Source organism: Lysinibacillus composti (assembly GCF_016908465.1).
GTDB classification, from domain to species: Bacteria; Bacillota; Bacilli; order Bacillales_A; family Planococcaceae; genus Ureibacillus; species Ureibacillus composti_A.
This window is the reverse complement of record NZ_JAFBDY010000006.1, coordinates 36,352-54,065: the sequence shown is the minus strand read 5'-3', so window position 1 is coordinate 54,065 and position 17,714 is coordinate 36,352. Positions and strand designations below refer to the sequence as shown.

The following is a 17,714-nucleotide window of genomic DNA, read 5'->3' as shown; positions in this document are numbered from 1 at the left end:
AGGCAAAATGATGAAAAACGTTAAAATAAGTTCAAGCCAATTTTTAGTGTTAGTCACATTATTTTCAGTTGGTACTAGCGTCTTAATTGTCCCATCAGCACTAGCTGCTAAAGCAAAACAAGACGCGTGGGTAGTGGCAATAGTTAGTACAGTCATCGGACTATTTATAATTTGGCTATTTTGCTTATTGGCACAATGGTTCCCACAACTCACGTTTGTCCAAATGAACGAAAAGATACTAGGGAAATGGCTCGGAAAAGTTGCCTCACTTTTATTTGTACTCATGTGTTTGCTTTATGCATCAACTTTATTATATTATTCTGCTACATTCCTAAATACCCACTTAATGCCAAATACGCCAATGGCAGCGCTTAATATTCTAATGGTGTTCGTTATTGTTATGGGAGTTCGTCTAGGATTAGAGACCATTGCGCGATCGGCTGAATTACTTATCTTTTGGTTCTTCTTTCTTTTTATTTTATTATTGATTTTTATTACGCCTGAGGTCAAAGTTGAAAACATACAACCAATTCTTGAATCAAGTCCAAAAACAATCCTCCAAACATCTATCACTTTACTTGAGGTAACTGCTATTAATGCCATTGTTTTATTAATGATTTTTCCCGCTTTTATCAATAACATTAAACAAGCAAAAAAGGCGTTTTTTATAGGAAACCTTTTAAGTGGATTCATCATTATAATTCTTACATTTTATTGTGTGTCTGTATTAGGGGTTTATAGTACAGAAAGTGAACTCTATCCAGGTTATGAGTTGGCACAAAGAATAAATATTGGGGGTTTTATACAGCGAATTGAAGCTTTTATGGCAGCTCAATGGATTATTGCCCTCTATTTTAAGACAACCCTTTATTTTTATGGTGCGGTTTATGGGTTTGCACAAATTATGAATTTAAAAGAATATCGCTCTTTAACAACACCATTTGGAATAATCGTAGTAGTTCTTTCTCTAATTATTTATCCTAATGTTGTATATCTACAAGATTGGATTGCAACAACAGGAATACTCTTTTCCTATTCGATTGGATTGTTTCTACCCCTTTTACTGATTGTTGTATATGTCATCCGAAAAAAACTAATGAAACAAATTTAACATGCGTTAGTGATTAGTTTTAAGAAGGGTTTTATGAATTTTCGAATTGTTCCTACAGATATTTGGATTCCAATTAATTTAAAAAACAAGATTACACGTAACTGTTAACCGTACCCTGCATTAGGTGCGGTTTTTGTATTGAATAGATGATTTTTGTATATACAAATGTCTACACAGAAATGATGTTACATGAGACGTGAAGGACATAGTGGGCATCACAAACATCATGAAGGTAGACATCGGGGGGAGTATGATGAGGTAAAAGCTGAAGGGGCGAAAACCTTTCGACGAAAGCGTGCCGTTATGTTTTTAGAGCATTTAGAAACGAAGCAAGCGGTATTGAAAAAGCAATTAACAACATCCGAACTACAAGCAGCAAAACGAATAGTAGCAGGCGGGTTTAAAAGCAACACAGGCAATCATTGACGAATTTGTCTAACAGTTTGAGCTATTTGAATTTGAGGAATATGCGAAGTTTAGATATAAAAAAGGAGACTGAAACTAACAATAAAGTAGATTGAGTTTCTAATAGTGGCAAAATCGCTTGTTGAGAAGTATTATTTATTTCATTAGTTTCATTTTAGTTCACATAAAAGTGCTTTCTTGTTCAAAGGAATGCACTTTTTTACTTTTAAGGACCAATCCGGGGAAAATTTAGAGGCAAGGTAGTGAGTTGAAATTTATTTGAAATGTTTCTAATAAAATCCTCACATTTAAGTAGAATAGTAGTAGACATAAAATTCAATAGAAGAGGCAAATGAATAAGTACTCAGAAGCTTTGGTAAAAATGTAAGAATAATTGCACGGTCCATGCCAAGTTGTAAGGAAAATCTATTCATTAAATTAATCTTTGAAAATCAGAAGTGGGGATGAAAATGAAAGATTTAAAGTTACTATTGAATGAATACGGATTACTTCATAAAGAATCGGATATTTTAAATGCTGCCAAACAATCGATTAAGATGATTAAAGAGAAAGTGAAAGAGGAGGAAATCCCGTTAGGCTCTTCTAAACTTGGTGGTTTACCGGATTTGCCACAAGATTGGGAGTTTCCTAAATACAAAAATGGTTTTCATTCTTTTTTAGGGCAATTGAACTTAAAGGAAGTTAAGCCATACGATGTAGAAAATATTCTTCCAAGTAACGGGATCCTTTATATTTTTTATGATGTCATTGAACAGCCATGGGGATTTGTAGAGGATGAGGGGTGCTTTAAGGTTTTATATTTCGATGGAGACGAAAAAGAGTTAGTAAGGAAAGAATATCCGGAAACGACCGAAAACTACCATCCTCTACCAAGCTTTAAAGTTACATTTCTCAACATATTGACACTCCCTGAGTTTCCGGAAAATATCGAGTTAAGCGATGAGGATGAAGAAAACTACTCTGAAATGCGTTATGGAATGATACAACCAAGCGACTTAGAAGGGGAGTATGATCCCGCTCATTATATGTTAGGCTATCCATTTAGCATCCAAAATGATGTTTTTGATGAATTTAATCTGAACTCAGATGAAGCTGTACTTCTTCTCCAACTTGATTCGGATGAAGAGGATATGGGATGGCTTTGGGGAGATTCTGGAATCATCTATTTCGGTATTGATAAAAGGTCATTAGCCAAAAAGCAATTTGGTCAAGTACAATTTACATTGCAATGTTTTTAATTCGTGATTTAGTATGTATTAATTTTATAGCAGAGTATTTGATTTTAAAAATATAAAAAGATGGGTGAAGGGAAGAATCACTTCACATATCTTTTTACTATATTTATATCGAAATTTTTATAATAACAAAGCGATTGCGTGTAAATGCAATCGCTTGTTGTTCATCACAAAATTTTTATTCGTTCGTTAAGGCATTCTTAACTTTCTTAGTTTTATATTTTCCTCCCACTTTATAAATAAGTGGAGTACCAATAATAGTAGGTAAAATCCAAAATATTAGTACAGGGAGTTCATTTAATACGGGAACTTTTGGGATGTTGACGACGATAGTTGCCGTGACAATGCCAATATATGAACCTAACATTCCACCAATATGTTTACTTAGCCAATTTTTCCGTCTCTTTTTTGCGGACAAATAACCAAGTAGAGCTAGACTATATGAAAATATTGCAATATAGAAAAGGTAAGCACTTTCCTCCCAATGCATCAAAGACATCACGATTGAAGAAATAAACACGAGGACATATGACCAATGGTAAATTTCACCTGCTACTGTATGTTTCCCTTTCTTTTTCTTATAAGCCATCGCAAAGACCCCACTAATCAAGCAAATGAAGCCAGAGACAATATGAGTGATTAGAAACAAAATAAACAAATGATTGTACCCCCAAATAAATAGTTAGAACCCCTATTCACTACCTAACTCCAGGTAATTCTTAATCTTTCCTCCTTTAGTTCCTAAAAGACTATTAATCATCCATAATAATATGTGATTGTAACTGATGTAGTTCCTTTGCACCGATTTCCTATTGTTCTTTTTAACTATAATATTATAATACTGTCTTACAATTTATTCCATACGAAATTGGAATTAAATCAATAAGAACATTGTTTACTTAAAATTAACAATGTGATGGCAAAGAAAGATAAGGATTGTTGTCACTAATTAGGACAAACTATCTCTAAATAGAATTTTAGGGTGATGAAATTGTACATAAGTTTTCTTCATAAATTAATTGTCTTTAGTATTTTAATGTTCGTTTTAAATAATGGAACAATTTACGCTAATTTGGATGATACAGCTCCTACATTGGAGGAAACGTTTACAGAAGCGGGATATAAATCAGTCAGTGAAGCTGTGAAGGAATTTGAAGATCACTTCAAAACAGAAGTCAGTTTGCCAAAAATGGAACCGTCTATCGTTTTTACACATCGGTTCGGTAAATTTTTTGACGATCCAAATTATGATATGAATGACGCACTTTCCATTCATTTTTTAAATGAAAGAACTCCTGAGAATCATTTTAAGGTGGATATTCGTCCTATACAAAATAAGTTGTTTTTTAATGATAGAAGCAAACAACAAGAGTTGACACTTTCAAATGGTCAACAAGCCATTTATTTTGAAAATGACTTATTCAATTTTTTAGTGTTCGAAAATGAACATTGGCAATTTATGTTCGGGATTGACAAAAAAGTATCGAACAAAGTGACGAAAGAAGAATTAGTGAAGATCGCAAACTCGATCTAGTTAGGATGAAGATTGTGAAGGGCCGAAAAGGACGTTTAAAAAAGCTGCTAGAAAAGCAAAAACAAAAAGAAATAGAAGAAGAAATAAAAAGAGACTATGAACTAGTTTTAGAGGAAGTTCATGAGTTATTTCCGAAAAGTGATTCAACTGGGGAAGTAGAAATTTTATTAAAGGAAGATTCTGATAAAATCAGAGATGAATTATTTCGAGAATTTCCCTTTTGTTCTACCGGTATTGACTGGACACGGATGTTTTGCAAAACAATATTCTCTAATCATATTGACTATGAAAGTTCCTTGGTAGAACTTGTCATGACAAACCATCAAGTCAATAATGAAACCGATTGTTACATTATTGACTTCAAATATCAACACGCAATTAAAACAAAATTAATAAACATACTTCACAGGATTGAGGAAGTTAGAAATTGGGATCTCTATATTTATTCACCTCAGCTTAAATTGGTCATTGAATTTCCACACAATGATATTGTAGTTGGGTGGAATGTGTAAACAGCTGAGGTAATATAGTGAATTGTTTTTTTTTTAGATTGATACGAAGTATTTAAGTTTTTGATACCTTTTTGGAGATCTTTTTATAGAGGAACAATCTTTTTACTGTCTTGATAAGAAAGAAATCATGTACTGTCATGGACATTGCCCATACTAGTACATGATATCAAATACTTACGATAGTGGGTTTGAATAAAATCGATACATTTTAATTTGATCCCTTAGAAAATGTTTTCTCTACAGGAACAGTTTAATCGCCCGTTTTCTCTACATATTTTTTAAAGTTATCTAGAATAGCCTGCCAACCTTGTTGTTGCATCACAGGGGGATTTTCACTTTCAGCTTCAAATTCCACATGAATGTCCGTTTTGTCCCCGTGACCATTAAAATTGATTTTCACTTTGCGTCCATCGCCAAGTGTATAGGCAATTACCTCAAACGGGATGACTGCATCATAAACTCCACCAAAGTCGAAACCGAAACTGCCATCTTTTGCTTCCATTCTTGAAAGGAATTTCCCACCGACTCTTAAATCATTCTCAGCATGTGGTGTGTACCAATCGTCGGAAGCACTGTTCCATTTTGTGATATGGGTTGGCTCTGTGTAAAAGTTCCATACTTTTTTTACAGGTGCTTGAACTGTCGTATCTACTGTAATCATTTGGGGTTTCTCCATTTAATATTTCCCTCTCTAAAAAAATTAGGAATTAGTCCACTTTACCTAACCATTATGTTCATTTTTTACCAAAAAGAATTTAGGTTATGGGCAGATAAGAGTTTGGACGTAAACCTCTATTAGAAACATTGTCCTATATTCTATTTTTTAATACTTTGTTCAACTTACAAATTGATCAGAGCTAGACATGAATTGTAGTTCATTGAATATATATGGAATAAAAAGGGGGCGCAACTACACACATGAAAATTCTTTTTTTCTGTGATCCTGGAATTGATGATTCTTTAGCGATTATGTATTCTATACTGGATCCAGAAATTGAATTGGTTGGAATTGTGACGAGTTATGGGAATGTGACACAGGACAAAGCGACAGCGACTGCAGCCTATTTATTGAAATTAGGGGGGGCAAATGGCATACCGATTATTCCTGGTGCTTCAAAGCCTGTTCAAGAAGAAGCCGCACCGATCTATCCGGAAATACACGGTGAAGATGGGCTTGGTCCAATTGAGATTCCTCCTGATTTTCAATATCAAGTTTACCCTTTTGATACGATCCGTGTCCTCATAGAACAATATAAAGATGAACTTATTATTGTTGATACAGGGCGTTCCACATCTTTGGCAATCGCATTTATTTTATACCCTGAATATATGAAAATGGTCCAATCTTATTATATCATGGGTGGTGCATTTTTTATGCCGGGCAACGCATCCCCATTAGCGGAAGCCAATTTCTATGGTGATCCAACTGCATCTAATATTATTGTAAAGACGGCCCATAATTTGACTATCACCCCATTAAATGTAACACAACATGCCATTCTTACTCGGGATATGGTAGAGGCTATTTCTCAAAATAAACACAATGTTTTTGCTTCTCTAATGCTTCCGATTTTCGACTTTTATTTTAATTTTTATAAGAAAAGGGAACCTAGTCTTCAAGGGGCACCGATTCATGACCTTCTTACAATGATGGTGGTAAATAATCCTTCAATTGTTGACTACATAAACTATGACGCAACGGTAATTGAAAATGACGCAGACGCAAAAGGGATGTCTTATATTGATTACCGACCAGGTAGTAAAAAAGGGAAAACTAAAATTGCTGTTAGCCTTCATTATGAGGAATTTATTAAGGAATTTAATAGTGTGATGTTGAGGGAATGATTAGATAAGGATTGTTCGCTAAAAGTATTTTTTTGTTGGAATAATATGTCATAATAGCACTAGTCGTTTTAAATGAGGTGGAATATGAAGAATCATACAAAGCAATCAAATGGTGTACGCACCATATTTAAGCCCACAGGAGTACGTCAGGAATTTTCTCAAGTAGATTTAGCCAAAGAGCAAGTGATCTTTAAGGTAGTTTATGGGGAAGAAACTTATATGACAGTAACCGTTGATGTAAAAACAGATGGTGTGGAAATCAATGGTAGTGTCGAGCCATTGGGAGAACTGAGCATGGACCAAGATTCCTGGGTGGACCTGTTTAAAGAGCAAGCGAAGTTTTTTATCGAGAAAAAGATTTCTAATCCAAATGAGTATTATGATGAATTGATTAAAAACCAGTCATAATGTTGGGGTAGTTGAATAGGGGATAAGAGGATAAAACCGATAGGGTGTTGATTGCCATTAGCAATTGAACACTCTTTTTGTGTTTTGTGGATACCTAAGGCAGAGTTGATTTTCAATGAATGGTGGACCGGATTTGGGTAGGTTGGATGATGACCATTGGTTCGTGGTGGGACCGGATAATGGGTCTTCATTTGTTGGATGTAGGAATTTTCAGCTGGGGTTTTCATCCAAAATCCTCTTCATAGGCTTGATGAAGAGTGTTTCAGTAGGAATCTCCATCCGAAATGCGCTTCATCCCCTATATGAAAGGGGTTTCAATCGAAATTTCAACCGAAATCCCGTTCATATCCACCTTAAAGGCTCACCCCGAAATAAACTTCCACTATCGACTATACAAAAGAATCAAAAACAGCCAGTCGGCGGTGAGTCCCGTCAACTGGCTGTCCATTTTAAAAGCTTCTATCAAAAAGGAAAACGTAGGTCGCGCTTAAGCTAAAATAAGCTTTTTATCAACTAGTAAGCATTCACTTTTATTAACTTAATTTCTTCGAATCAAGATAAGCCACTAAAATATATCTTTCCGAAGGTGTTGCAAGATATTCAAACGGATAGCATGTACTAACAGTTAGGGTTGCTCTTGGTTTTGGTACAATCACTGTTCGATCATCTTCATCCACTATTCGTACTTTGTTAACGATGTAAGTAAATTCACCTGCTGATGTGCGAACAATTAATTGATCACCTTCGCCAATTTCCCCCAGTTTTCTGAATACCGTATCGTTATGGCCTGATAAAACTGAATTGTCATTTTCGCCAGGCAGTACACTTCCAGCAAAATGACCAACTCCTCTGGCTAATTCATCTTCATCGGTTCCGTGGTAAATAGGGAGGGTTGCACCCAATTTAGGAATATACAGTTCACCAATTTCTTCCCCGATTTCAGGGCGAGTTGGGTATAGCTCTTTATGGGATTCGATTTTTTTAGGTTGTTTCTTTTCTGTTACTATGGTGCTTGGAACATCTGTTTTGACAACAGAATTTGCTTTAACAAACTTATAAATATTATCTGTAGAAAGCCAAACACCAAACACAATTATAATTACAGAAATCGAAAGAATGACCAACCGATTTTTTCGGTTCACTCTCTTTATGGATTTCACCTTATGCATTCCTTACTTTTCTAAACATGAATAGTCCCAACATGACGATCATTAGTCCAATAAGCGCATTCGGAATATAGTCGGTAGCTGTTTTTGGTAGTTTTCCACCTTTAACAGTTTGGTACTCTTCTGTTTTCGCGACTATTTGTTCATTTGTTTTTACTACGGGTTCTTCAGTCACTTCATCTACAGACTCTTCGATTTCATTACCAATTTCATTAAGAAATTCAGAATTGAGGAATTCCTCTGTAAGAATAAGGTCAGCTAAGAATTGTCCGTCCAAAGTGTAAAATGCAACTTTAAAGTTAGTTCCTTCTAAATCTTCTAAATTTAATAAATCAGTAAAGGATATAGGTGTTTCAGAATCACCTTTTACTAGGCTATAAGAAGCTTTTACCTGAAAAATTGAAAAGAACTCTTCATAAATAGATGCGATTTTAGCGACTTGCTGAAGTGTTGGCTCGATAGTCACATCCAAGTCAAAAGTCATTAACTCTTCGCCTAATTGATTAAGACGCTCAGCTGTATCAGGATTTGAAAGGTGATCTTCTAAGGACATTAAATGATTTTTCATTTGATTTAGCTCTTCATCTGATAAATCAATTTGTTCAAGAAGGGGAGCTAGATCCTCAAATAGATAATCTAATAAGTCAGACAAATCTACATCCGCAAAAAGCCACTTTAAGTCATCTATAAAGATATAATCGTTGATGCTCTCACCGTTTTCTTCAAGTAGGCTGAATAACTCTTGTTGAGTTGTTTCGTACGTTTCGTATAAATAATCTAAATTACTATAGTCTGCTTTAATCACTTCACCTAAGAAATCACTTAGTTCTTCAACGGATTCAAAATCATCGAGGCTAAGATCATAGTCTGCTAGAGTTATTTCTACATCTTCCTTTGTTACGTCAAACCCTCGTTGTTCGCTAATAGTGGTTAAGTAAGTGACAAGGTCTTGATCAAAATTCGGGTCACGTTCGAAAACGCCATCTTCTGAGTAAAAGTATACTGATGAATCAAGGTCATCTAAGAAAATATAGTCAGTTAGTACTTCGCCATTTTCTTGTAACAATAGTTCAAGACTTTCTTGATTTAGGTCGTATTCTTCGTAAATTGTATTTAAGTTACTGTAATCAGCTTTGATCACTTCACCTAGGAAATCAGCTAGTTCTTCAACAGAATCAAAGTTTTCTAGACCGTCGTCATAATAGGAAAGGATCATTTCTACATCTTCTTTTGTAACTTCAAAACCTCTTTCGCTACTTACTTGCTGTAAATAGCTTGTTAAATCTTGTTCAAAACTTGTGTCTTGTGCTGCCATTGTTAGTTGCGGAAATAGGGCAATTAGCAATGAAAATGATAATAAAAGGGCACCTAGTTTTTTCATATAAGTCTCCAATTCTATGTAGTTTGTATTACAAATTGATTATAAGTTAGTAACAAATACTTAACAATATGGAGATAAATTTACCAATTTCGGTACTCTGGTTATAATAACTGCCTGGGTCACATTCGTGTAATTAATCAGCGCTTATTCTTATTAAAATCGTAAATAGCATCAATTTATTAAATGGTTGGTTAGTGTATAATTTAGATGAAAATATGATGTAAAGCAAAGGGAAAATAAATGACATTACAACAATTAAAATATGTAATTGAAGTGGCCAGAAGCCGCTCTATAAGTAAAGCGGCGCAAAATTTGTTTATTAGTCAGCCAAGTCTATCAAATGCATTGAAAGAATTAGAGAAGGAAATGGGCATTTCTATTTTTATACGTACCAATAAAGGGATTACATTGACACCGGAAGGGTCGGAGTTTTTAGGGTATGCAAGGCAAGTAGTGGAACAAGCAGAGCTACTTGAAAATCGTTATGCAAATACGCAAGCACCTCAGCAGCATTTTTCGGTTTCAGCCCAGCATTATGCGTTTGCAGTCAGCGCCTTTGTCAAATTATTAAAAGACTTTAAGCGAGAAGAGTACGAGCTAACTTTACGTGAAACCAAAACATTTGAAATCATCGACGATGTGAAAAACTTGCGAAGTGAAATTGGGATTTTATATATAAATGAATTTAATCGAAATGTGATTCAGAAGTTTTTACGAGAGGGGAATTTAGAGTTTCATGAACTTTTTGAAGCAAAGCCCCATGTCTTTATTAGCACAAAAAACCCACTGGTTAACAAGGGATCTGTGACATTAGAGGATTTGCTCCCATATCCTTATTTGTCTTTTGAACAAGGGGATTATAATTCTTTTTATTTCTCAGAGGAGATTTTAAGTACACTTTCTAGGCCTAAAAATATTCGTGTAAGTGATCGGGCAACGTTGTTTAATTTATTAATTGGTCTAAACGGGTATACGATTTCCACTGGTGTGATTAGTAAAGAATTAAACAGTGATATTGCTTCCGTTCCATTAGAAGTTGATGAGCGAATTACGGTAGGCTATATACGCCACAAAAATGTAACGCACAGTCGATTAGGGAATATTTATATTGACTATTTAAAAGAAGCGATCGCAGAAGAACAAAATTAGCTATAGTTAAAAACTATAGCAAGTGATAGATTTTAGGTGTTATGTTATACGTCGGACCCCGTGCTACACTTTCATTACAGTCAAGTTAACAAAAGGAGAGATTGAAATGACAGTAGATATTAAAGCAGGGAAGAGAACAGTATCACCATTTCGTTTTGATAATGTAGGGAGTTTTTTACGCCCACAAGCCTTAAAGAATGCACGTGCTGCATTTGCAGAAGGAAATCTATCAGAAGCAGAACTGAAAAAAATTGAAGATGAAAGTATTGTAGAATTAATCGAAAAACAAAAAGAAGTTGGTCTGCAAGTAATTACAGACGGGGAATTTCGTCGTTCTTGGTGGCATTTAGACTTCATGTGGGGATTAAATGGCGTTGAGAAACGATTAATCGAAAAAGGATACCGTTTTAACGATGAAGAAACACGCCCGGAGACTGCTAGTTTGACAGGCAAAATTAGCGGTGAGAACCATCCATTTGTTGATCATTTTAAATTTGTTCACGCCTTTGCTACAGATGGAGTTGTTGCAAGACAAACCATTCCAGCACCAGCTCAGTTTTTATCAGAATTGCAACGTGCTGAAAATAAGAAGTTAACAGAACAGATATATCCTGATCAAGATGAGTTACTTGCTGATATCGCAAAAGCATATCAAACCGTCATTTTAGATTTATATAATGAAGGATGCCGAAGTGTTCAATTAGATGATTGTACGTGGGGCATGTGTTGCGATACGCATTATTGGGCAGCGCGCCAAGATGATGCGAATGTCGAAGGGGTAGGAGAGTTATTTTTACACGTGAATAATTTAGCACTTCAAAATCTACCAGAAGATTTAGTGGTAACAACACATGTTTGTCGTGGTAACTACCATTCCACATGGGCGTCTTCAGGTGGTTATGACCCAATCGCAGAAATATTATTTGAAAAGGAAAATGTAAGTGCCTTCTATTTAGAATTTGACACAGAGCGCGCGGGAGACTTTTCTCCTTTACAGCATGTAAGCGAAGATAAGTTAGTTGTACTTGGCCTTTTCTCTTCTAAAACAGGGGAATTAGAAAATAAAGAAGAAATCAAAGCAAGAATTGAAGAAGCCGCGAAGTACGTAGACTTAGATCGTCTTTGCATCAGCCCACAATGCGGATTCGCTTCTACGGAAGAAGGAAATATTTTAACGGAAGAACAACAATGGAACAAACTGCGCTTAATTAAAGATGTAGCGGATGAAATCTGGGGATAAGCATCATCCTAATAGAATTTTGTTTCATATAATTGATATAAGTGAGAGCCATCATTGCGATGAGCTCTTTTTTATTTTGGAATAATTAAATGAGCCATTTTAACAAAAGACATAAAAGACATAAAATTTAATTCACCAACAAAAGTTATAGAAATAATGGAAAGGTAAAGACTTTGATAGTGAATTGTATATATTATCTAAAAATTCTTAATATTTTTAGATCATTTTGAGTACTTTTTTATTTTATTTGCCTATTGCATAATTATACAAGCGGTAGTAGAATGTATAAATGTTGAAATTGTTATTATATTTAAAAATCTAATTGATAGATTAAGTTATGTAATTAGACAACGTAGAAAGAGGGATAACATCATGAGTAACTGGCTTGATTTATATGATGATATGGGAAATTATTTAGCACCAAGTATGGCAAAAGATCATCCGAATATTCCAGTTGTTAAAGAGGAAGGTTGCTATTACTACGGTGTTGATGGAAAACAGTATCTAGATTTCACATCAGGAATTGCCGTAACGAATACAGGACATCGCCATCCAAAGATTGTTCAAAGTATTAAAGATGCTGCCGACAACCTCGTACACGGTCCTTCAGGTGTTATTATGTACGAATCCATTTTGCGATTATCTGAAGAATTAGGTAAAGTCCTTCCAGGCAATTTGGATTGCTTTTTCTTTGCCAATAGCGGAACAGAAGCTATTGAGGGTGCATTAAAACTTGCGAAGTTCGTTACGAAACGTCCATATGTCGTATCATTTACAGGTTGTTTCCATGGCCGTTCTATGGGGGCTTTAGGTGTCACAACTTCTAAAAGTAAATACCGTAAATTCTTACAGCCATCACATCTTTCTTATCAAATTCCATATGCAGATGTGAAAGGCTGCCCAGAAGGTGTGGATCAAGAAGTTTATTGCGTGGAACAACTTGAAAAAGACTTTAAACGTTTGTTCAACCACCAAGTTACACCTGAAGAAGTTGCGGCAGTCATTATGGAGCCTGTTCTTGGTGAGGGTGGATATGTAATTCCTCCTAGCGCTTGGGTGAAAAAGGTTAGAGAAATTTGTGATGAACATGGCATTTTATTAATTTTCGACGAAGTTCAAACTGGATTTGGCCGAACTGGCGAATGGTTTGCAGCTCAATATCATGATGTAACACCTGATATTATGGCCATTGCAAAAGGGATTGCATCTGGCTTACCACTTAGTGCAACAGTTGCATCAAAAGAATTAATGAAAAAATGGCCATTAGGCATGCACGGTACAACATTTGGTGGAAATCCAATTGCTTGTTCTGTTGCACTGACAACTTTAGAAATCTTGCATGAAGAAAATCTTGTGGAAAATTCAAAAGTGGTTGGTGCATATGCAAGAGAACAATTACTTAAACTAAAAGAGAAGTATTCAATAATTAGTGACGTACGTTCAGCTGGATTAATGATTGGAATAGAAATTTCAAATCCGCAAACAGGCGAACTGGACGGACAAGCGGTTATGAAAATTCTAGATTATGCATTAGAAGAAGGCGTGCTGTTCTATCTATGTGGTAATGTTGGCGAGGTCATTCGTATGATTCCTCCACTAACGATTACAAAAGAACAAATCGATGATGGTTTAGCAATGCTTGAAAAAGCAATTCAAAGATATTTAGAAGAACAATAAATTAGACATCAAAGGAGACAAACAACATGAAAAACAAAGTATTTTTATTCATGCTAGTATTAGTGATGGGTATTTTAGCAGCTTGTGGTACAGCTGAAAAAGAATCATCAACTGGATCAGATACTAATACAGAATCAACTTCTGAAACAAAAGTATTACGTGTAGGAACTTCTGCCGACTATGCACCATTCGAATTTGTAGATACAAAAGTAAGCGATGATATTATTGGATTTGATATTGACTTGGCAAATTTAATTGCTGAACGCTTAGGTTATGAATTACAAATTACAAACTCTGATTTCAATAGTTTAATTCCTGGTTTACAAGCTGATAAATTTGATTTTGTTATCTCAGGTATGACACCAACTGAAGAACGCGAAAAAGTAGTGGACTTCTCAAATGCTTACTATGAAACAGAACAATATATGGTATCACTAAAAGAAAATAATATTACTACTATGGATGATTTAAAAGGTAAAGTAGTTGGAGCTCAAGTTGCTTCAATTCAATTAGACTTAGCGGAATCTTTTGGAGCTGAAAATGGCTTTACTGTAGAAAGTCGCGACCTTATTCCTCAACTTATTCAAGAATTAAAAAATGGCCGAATTCAAGGTGCAGTAATTGAAAATATCGTTTCTGAAAACTACTTAGCACAAAATGATGATTTACAAGCTTTCCCAATCGAAGTTGAAGAGCCTGATTTCAAAGCTGTTGTATTCCAAGAAGGTAGTGAATTAAAAGCAGAATTTGACCAAGTGATTCAAGAGTTAATTGATGAAGGTAAAGTAGACGAACTTAAGAAAAAATGGTTCGTTGTTGAATAATTCACATACGTCATTCAGCTAGTCTGAATGACGTTTCATACTTTTTCGTACTTTTTCAAACTATTTTAATTATTTAGAAAGGGGGATTACGATGTTTGATTTTTCTAGTATCGTTCCCTCTATTCCTTATATATTACAAGGGATAGGCGTTACATTACAAATTGTTATTTCAGCTACAATCATCGGGCTATTACTCGGGATTTTATTAGCACTATGTAAAATCGGGTCGATCAAGCCTTTAAAATGGTTTGCCGAGTTTTATACATCGATTTTCCGTGGTACACCGCTTGTACTACAATTGATGATTATTTACTATTTATTCCCACAAATTTTAGACATTAATATTGAAGCAATGCCAGCTGCAATTATTGCATTTGGGTTGAACTCTGCAGCCTATATTTCCGAAATTATTCGTGCAGGTATTAACGCAGTTGATAAAGGTCAGCAAGAGGCTGCTAAAGCACTGGGTATTCCATACAGCAAAATGATGAAAGATATCATTTTACCACAGGCAATGAAAAATATTTTGCCTTCTTTAATGAATGAATTTATTACATTAAATAAAGAATCAGCGATCGTTACGGTAATCGGTGCGCTAGATATTATGCGCCGTGCTTATGTAGTAGGTGGCGATACATTCCGTTATCTTGAACCGTTATTAATTGCAGGGGTAATTTATTATGTCATGACACTCGTATTAACATTCCTTGGAAAAATGATAGAAAAGAGGATGAGACGTAGTGATTAAAGTTGAGAATTTACACAAAACATATGGTAAAAATGAAGTCCTTAAAGGGATCTCTACTGAAATTAAAGAAAAAGAAGTTATTGCCGTAATCGGACCTTCTGGATCGGGTAAATCCACTTTTCTTCGCTGTATCAACAGATTAGAAGAGCCGACGAGTGGGGAAATTTCAGTTGGTGGAACAGTAATTACTGAAAAAAATGTCATGAAAGTGCGCGAAAACTTAGGTATGGTATTCCAGCATTTCCACTTATTTCCTCATAAAACGGTGTTAGAAAACCTAATTTATGCACCGATGAAGGTAAAAGGTATTTCAAAAGCTGAAGCAGTGAAAACAGCTGAAGATCTATTGAGAAAAGTAGGGCTATTCGAAAAACGTAACGATTATCCAAACCGTTTATCAGGTGGGCAAAAACAACGTGTTGCGATTGCACGTGCATTAGCAATGAATCCAACAGTCATGCTATTTGATGAACCAACATCTGCGCTAGACCCAGAGATGGTAAAAGAAGTTCTAGCAGTGATGAAGAATCTTGCAGAATCGGGTATGACGATGATCATCGTGACACACGAAATGGGCTTCGCGAGAGAAGTAGCCGCTCGTATTCTTTTCCTTGAAGGTGGTCAGCTTGTAGAAGATTCTTCACCAGAAGAATTCTTCTCTACACCAAAATCAGCTCGTGCAAAAGAATTTTTAGAGAAAGTCCTATAAGTTATACGAAATATTGAGATCCGTCAGTTAATTGAGATATTAGCTGACGGATTTTTTTTTGAGAAGAACTAGAAGAGGTAGGGGATGAAGTTCAAAAATAGAAGGTGAGTGAATGAAAATGAACTTCATAAGAGGAATGAAGTTCAAAAATAGAAGGTGAGTGAAGAAATTGAACTTCATCAAGGCAATGAAGTTCAAAACTAGATGGTGTGTGAATGAAATTAAACTTCATTCGGGTTATGAAGTTCAAAATGAGATAGTGATTGGCTAAAATTGAACTTCATCGAGGCCATGAAGTTCAAAATGAGATGGTGAGTGAATGAAATCGAACTTCATCAAGGCAATGAAGTTCAAAACTAGGAGGAGTCAGGCTAAAAATGAACTTCATCAGGGCAATGAAGTTCAAAATGAGATAGTGATTGGATAAAAATGAACTTCATCAGGGCAATGAAGTTCAAAATGAGATAGTGATTGGATAAAAATGAACTTCATCAGGGCAATGAAGTTCAAACATAGAGGGTGAGTGCATGAAAATGAACTTCACCGGGGCTATGAAGTTTTCTTGTATTGAACATTTTGAATTAAGTAAAAAAGAGTGTAAAAAATTCTTTACACTCAAAAAAATATTTTTATTCTTGTCTAATATACTCTAAGAAAGCATTGAAGATTTCAATCCCTTGATATGTTAAAAGTGTAATCGACGTAATCGAGAAAAAACCAATCATAATAAATCGAATCCACATAATTTTCATTTCCTCCTTGAAATAGTTTGATCGATATCAATTTCAAAGAGTTTATTAAGTAATTTGATTGATAAAAAATGGTGGTAAGCTGCATAAGTCTTCTATTAAATGTAGCAATCAAACAAAAGGTACTCGTAATACTTAAAACAATCAAGACTAAAACTGTTTGTGGGATAAAGTTAAAAACATGAAGTATTCCATTATCTAATATGTTGTCTGAATTTTGGTTTTCAACTAGATTGATTTCTTGAACATAAATAGTTTGTGGGAATTCGTTAATAAAATGATAACAAAAGCTATTTATTATTACCAAAACAGAGAGGGTCAAGTATCTATTCAAAACTTCACGCCCCTTAGAAGGTATTATTAAAAATACTTTCTATCTCATACATTTTAACAATAATAAAGCAATAGTTTGGGATTAGAAAACACTTTAAATAATTAGAGAGTTTCTTATAGTTGAAAATACATGGGTTTAACCCATTCTTTAATAAGTTTCAAGAATTCACGCTTAACTCTGTTGACAACAGTTGAGAAAATTAAAACCTTTGAATATGATATTCAACTGACACAAGAAAAAGAAGCGGTTGGAGAACAAGATTGTGAAATGAAAATTCCTCATAAAACCTTAAAGGATATGCTTTTGTTTGTAATGAAAAATTTACAGCACTTTTAAAAAGTAAGGCAATCAAAACCAATGGCATGTCTTGAGGTATATGTATCTTGTTCACTTCTATAATAAAAAACATAAGATGAATAAAGGGACGAATAGAAAAGAGGAACATTCATGCGTTCGATTAAATATATGATTATGCATTTTTTAAGAGAGCCATTGTGGTTTAAGGTACTAATCTTGACAACTTTGTTTCTTTCAATTTTTTTTAGTAGCTCCCTTTTTGTAAACGCTCCTTACTTACAAAGTTTAGCAAAAATAGCTGCGGCACTCTTCTTTTGTACGTACGGATTTAAAATGAAAGGGAGTCGAAAAAACTCTATAATATTCTAT

18 protein-coding genes are annotated in these 17,714 nt (G+C 34.7%); 14 read left to right on the top strand and 4 right to left on the bottom strand.

The annotated features are described in order from the left end of the window. Positions 1-10: 10 nt before the first annotated feature. From JOD29_RS08500 to JOD29_RS08490, 3 genes are all read left to right on the top strand, one after another. Positions 11-1,111 carry a GerAB/ArcD/ProY family transporter gene (locus tag JOD29_RS08500; RefSeq protein WP_239585638.1) on the top strand — a complete coding sequence of 367 codons (1,101 nt, stop codon included), beginning with the start codon at positions 11-13 and terminating at the stop codon, positions 1,109-1,111. A 189-nt stretch (positions 1,112-1,300) separates the two neighbouring features. Then, positions 1,301-1,537, top strand: coding sequence for a hypothetical protein (locus JOD29_RS08495; RefSeq protein WP_124764192.1), 237 nt, complete (start codon positions 1,301-1,303; stop codon positions 1,535-1,537). A 449-nt stretch (positions 1,538-1,986) separates the two neighbouring features. Further along, positions 1,987-2,775, top strand: coding sequence for a YwqG family protein (locus JOD29_RS08490; protein ID WP_158610541.1), 789 nt, complete (start codon positions 1,987-1,989; stop codon positions 2,773-2,775). Between the two features lie 175 nt (positions 2,776-2,950). Here the strand turns inward: JOD29_RS08490 and JOD29_RS08485 are convergent, their stop codons facing one another. Then, the gene (locus JOD29_RS08485; protein ID WP_124764190.1) at positions 2,951-3,430 is read right to left on the bottom strand and encodes a DUF2306 domain-containing protein; all 480 of its coding nucleotides are present in this window, start codon (positions 3,428-3,430) and stop codon (positions 2,951-2,953) included. A gap of 378 nt (positions 3,431-3,808) precedes the next feature. Here JOD29_RS08485 and JOD29_RS08480 point away from each other — a divergent pair, with 378 nt between their 5' ends. After that, a complete protein-coding gene (locus tag JOD29_RS08480; RefSeq protein ID WP_239585637.1) occupies positions 3,809-4,306 on the top strand; it encodes a carbon monoxide dehydrogenase in 498 nt (165 codons plus the stop codon). 14 nt (positions 4,307-4,320) lie between these two features. Next, a complete protein-coding gene (locus JOD29_RS08475; protein ID WP_124764188.1) occupies positions 4,321-4,818 on the top strand; it encodes a CDI toxin immunity protein in 498 nt (165 codons plus the stop codon). 250 nt (positions 4,819-5,068) lie between these two features. On the opposite strand, the gene JOD29_RS08470 is transcribed toward JOD29_RS08475, so the two are convergent. Beyond that, positions 5,069-5,479, bottom strand: coding sequence for an SRPBCC family protein (locus tag JOD29_RS08470; protein WP_239585636.1), 411 nt, complete (start codon positions 5,477-5,479; stop codon positions 5,069-5,071). Positions 5,480-5,736: 257 nt separating this feature from the next. Between JOD29_RS08470 and JOD29_RS08465 the strand changes: the two genes are divergently transcribed. Further along, positions 5,737-6,663, top strand: a complete 927-nt coding sequence (locus JOD29_RS08465) for a nucleoside hydrolase (RefSeq protein ID WP_124764186.1) — start codon at positions 5,737-5,739, stop codon at positions 6,661-6,663. 84 nt (positions 6,664-6,747) lie between these two features. After that, entirely contained in the window at positions 6,748-7,071 is a 324-nt protein-coding gene (locus tag JOD29_RS08460; protein WP_124764185.1) for a hypothetical protein, read from the top strand. A gap of 533 nt (positions 7,072-7,604) precedes the next feature. On the opposite strand, the gene JOD29_RS08455 is transcribed toward JOD29_RS08460, so the two are convergent. Further along, a complete protein-coding gene (locus tag JOD29_RS08455) occupies positions 7,605-8,240 on the bottom strand; it encodes a class D sortase (protein ID WP_124764184.1) in 636 nt (211 codons plus the stop codon). Next, the gene (locus tag JOD29_RS08450; RefSeq protein WP_124764183.1) at positions 8,233-9,618 is read right to left on the bottom strand and encodes a processed acidic surface protein; all 1,386 of its coding nucleotides are present in this window, start codon (positions 9,616-9,618) and stop codon (positions 8,233-8,235) included. The genes JOD29_RS08455 and JOD29_RS08450 overlap by 8 nt, the downstream gene beginning before the upstream one ends. Before the next feature lie 240 nt (positions 9,619-9,858). On the opposite strand from JOD29_RS08450, the gene JOD29_RS08445 reads away from it, so the two are divergent. From JOD29_RS08445 to JOD29_RS08415, 7 genes are all read left to right on the top strand, one after another. Next, a complete protein-coding gene (locus JOD29_RS08445; protein WP_124764182.1) occupies positions 9,859-10,767 on the top strand; it encodes a LysR family transcriptional regulator in 909 nt (302 codons plus the stop codon). 106 nt (positions 10,768-10,873) lie between these two features. Beyond that, positions 10,874-12,007, top strand: a complete 1,134-nt coding sequence (locus JOD29_RS08440; RefSeq protein ID WP_124764181.1) for a 5-methyltetrahydropteroyltriglutamate--homocysteine S-methyltransferase — start codon at positions 10,874-10,876, stop codon at positions 12,005-12,007. Positions 12,008-12,379: 372 nt separating this feature from the next. Beyond that, the gene (locus tag JOD29_RS08435) at positions 12,380-13,684 is read left to right on the top strand and encodes an aspartate aminotransferase family protein (protein ID WP_124764180.1); all 1,305 of its coding nucleotides are present in this window, start codon (positions 12,380-12,382) and stop codon (positions 13,682-13,684) included. A 26-nt stretch (positions 13,685-13,710) separates the two neighbouring features. Next, positions 13,711-14,508, top strand: coding sequence for a transporter substrate-binding domain-containing protein (locus JOD29_RS08430; RefSeq protein ID WP_124764179.1), 798 nt, complete (start codon positions 13,711-13,713; stop codon positions 14,506-14,508). Between the two features lie 91 nt (positions 14,509-14,599). Continuing rightward, complete coding sequence (locus JOD29_RS08425) at positions 14,600-15,256, top strand: amino acid ABC transporter permease (protein ID WP_124764178.1); 657 nt, start codon at positions 14,600-14,602, stop codon at positions 15,254-15,256. Beyond that, on the top strand, positions 15,249-15,965 hold the full coding sequence (locus JOD29_RS08420; RefSeq protein WP_124764177.1) for an amino acid ABC transporter ATP-binding protein: 717 nt from the start codon (positions 15,249-15,251) through the stop codon (positions 15,963-15,965). Before JOD29_RS08425 ends, JOD29_RS08420 begins: the two co-directional genes overlap by 8 nt. Positions 15,966-17,228: 1,263 nt before the next feature. Further along, entirely contained in the window at positions 17,229-17,384 is a 156-nt protein-coding gene (locus JOD29_RS08415; RefSeq protein ID WP_205101646.1) for a hypothetical protein, read from the top strand. Positions 17,385-17,714: the final 330 nt, after the last annotated feature.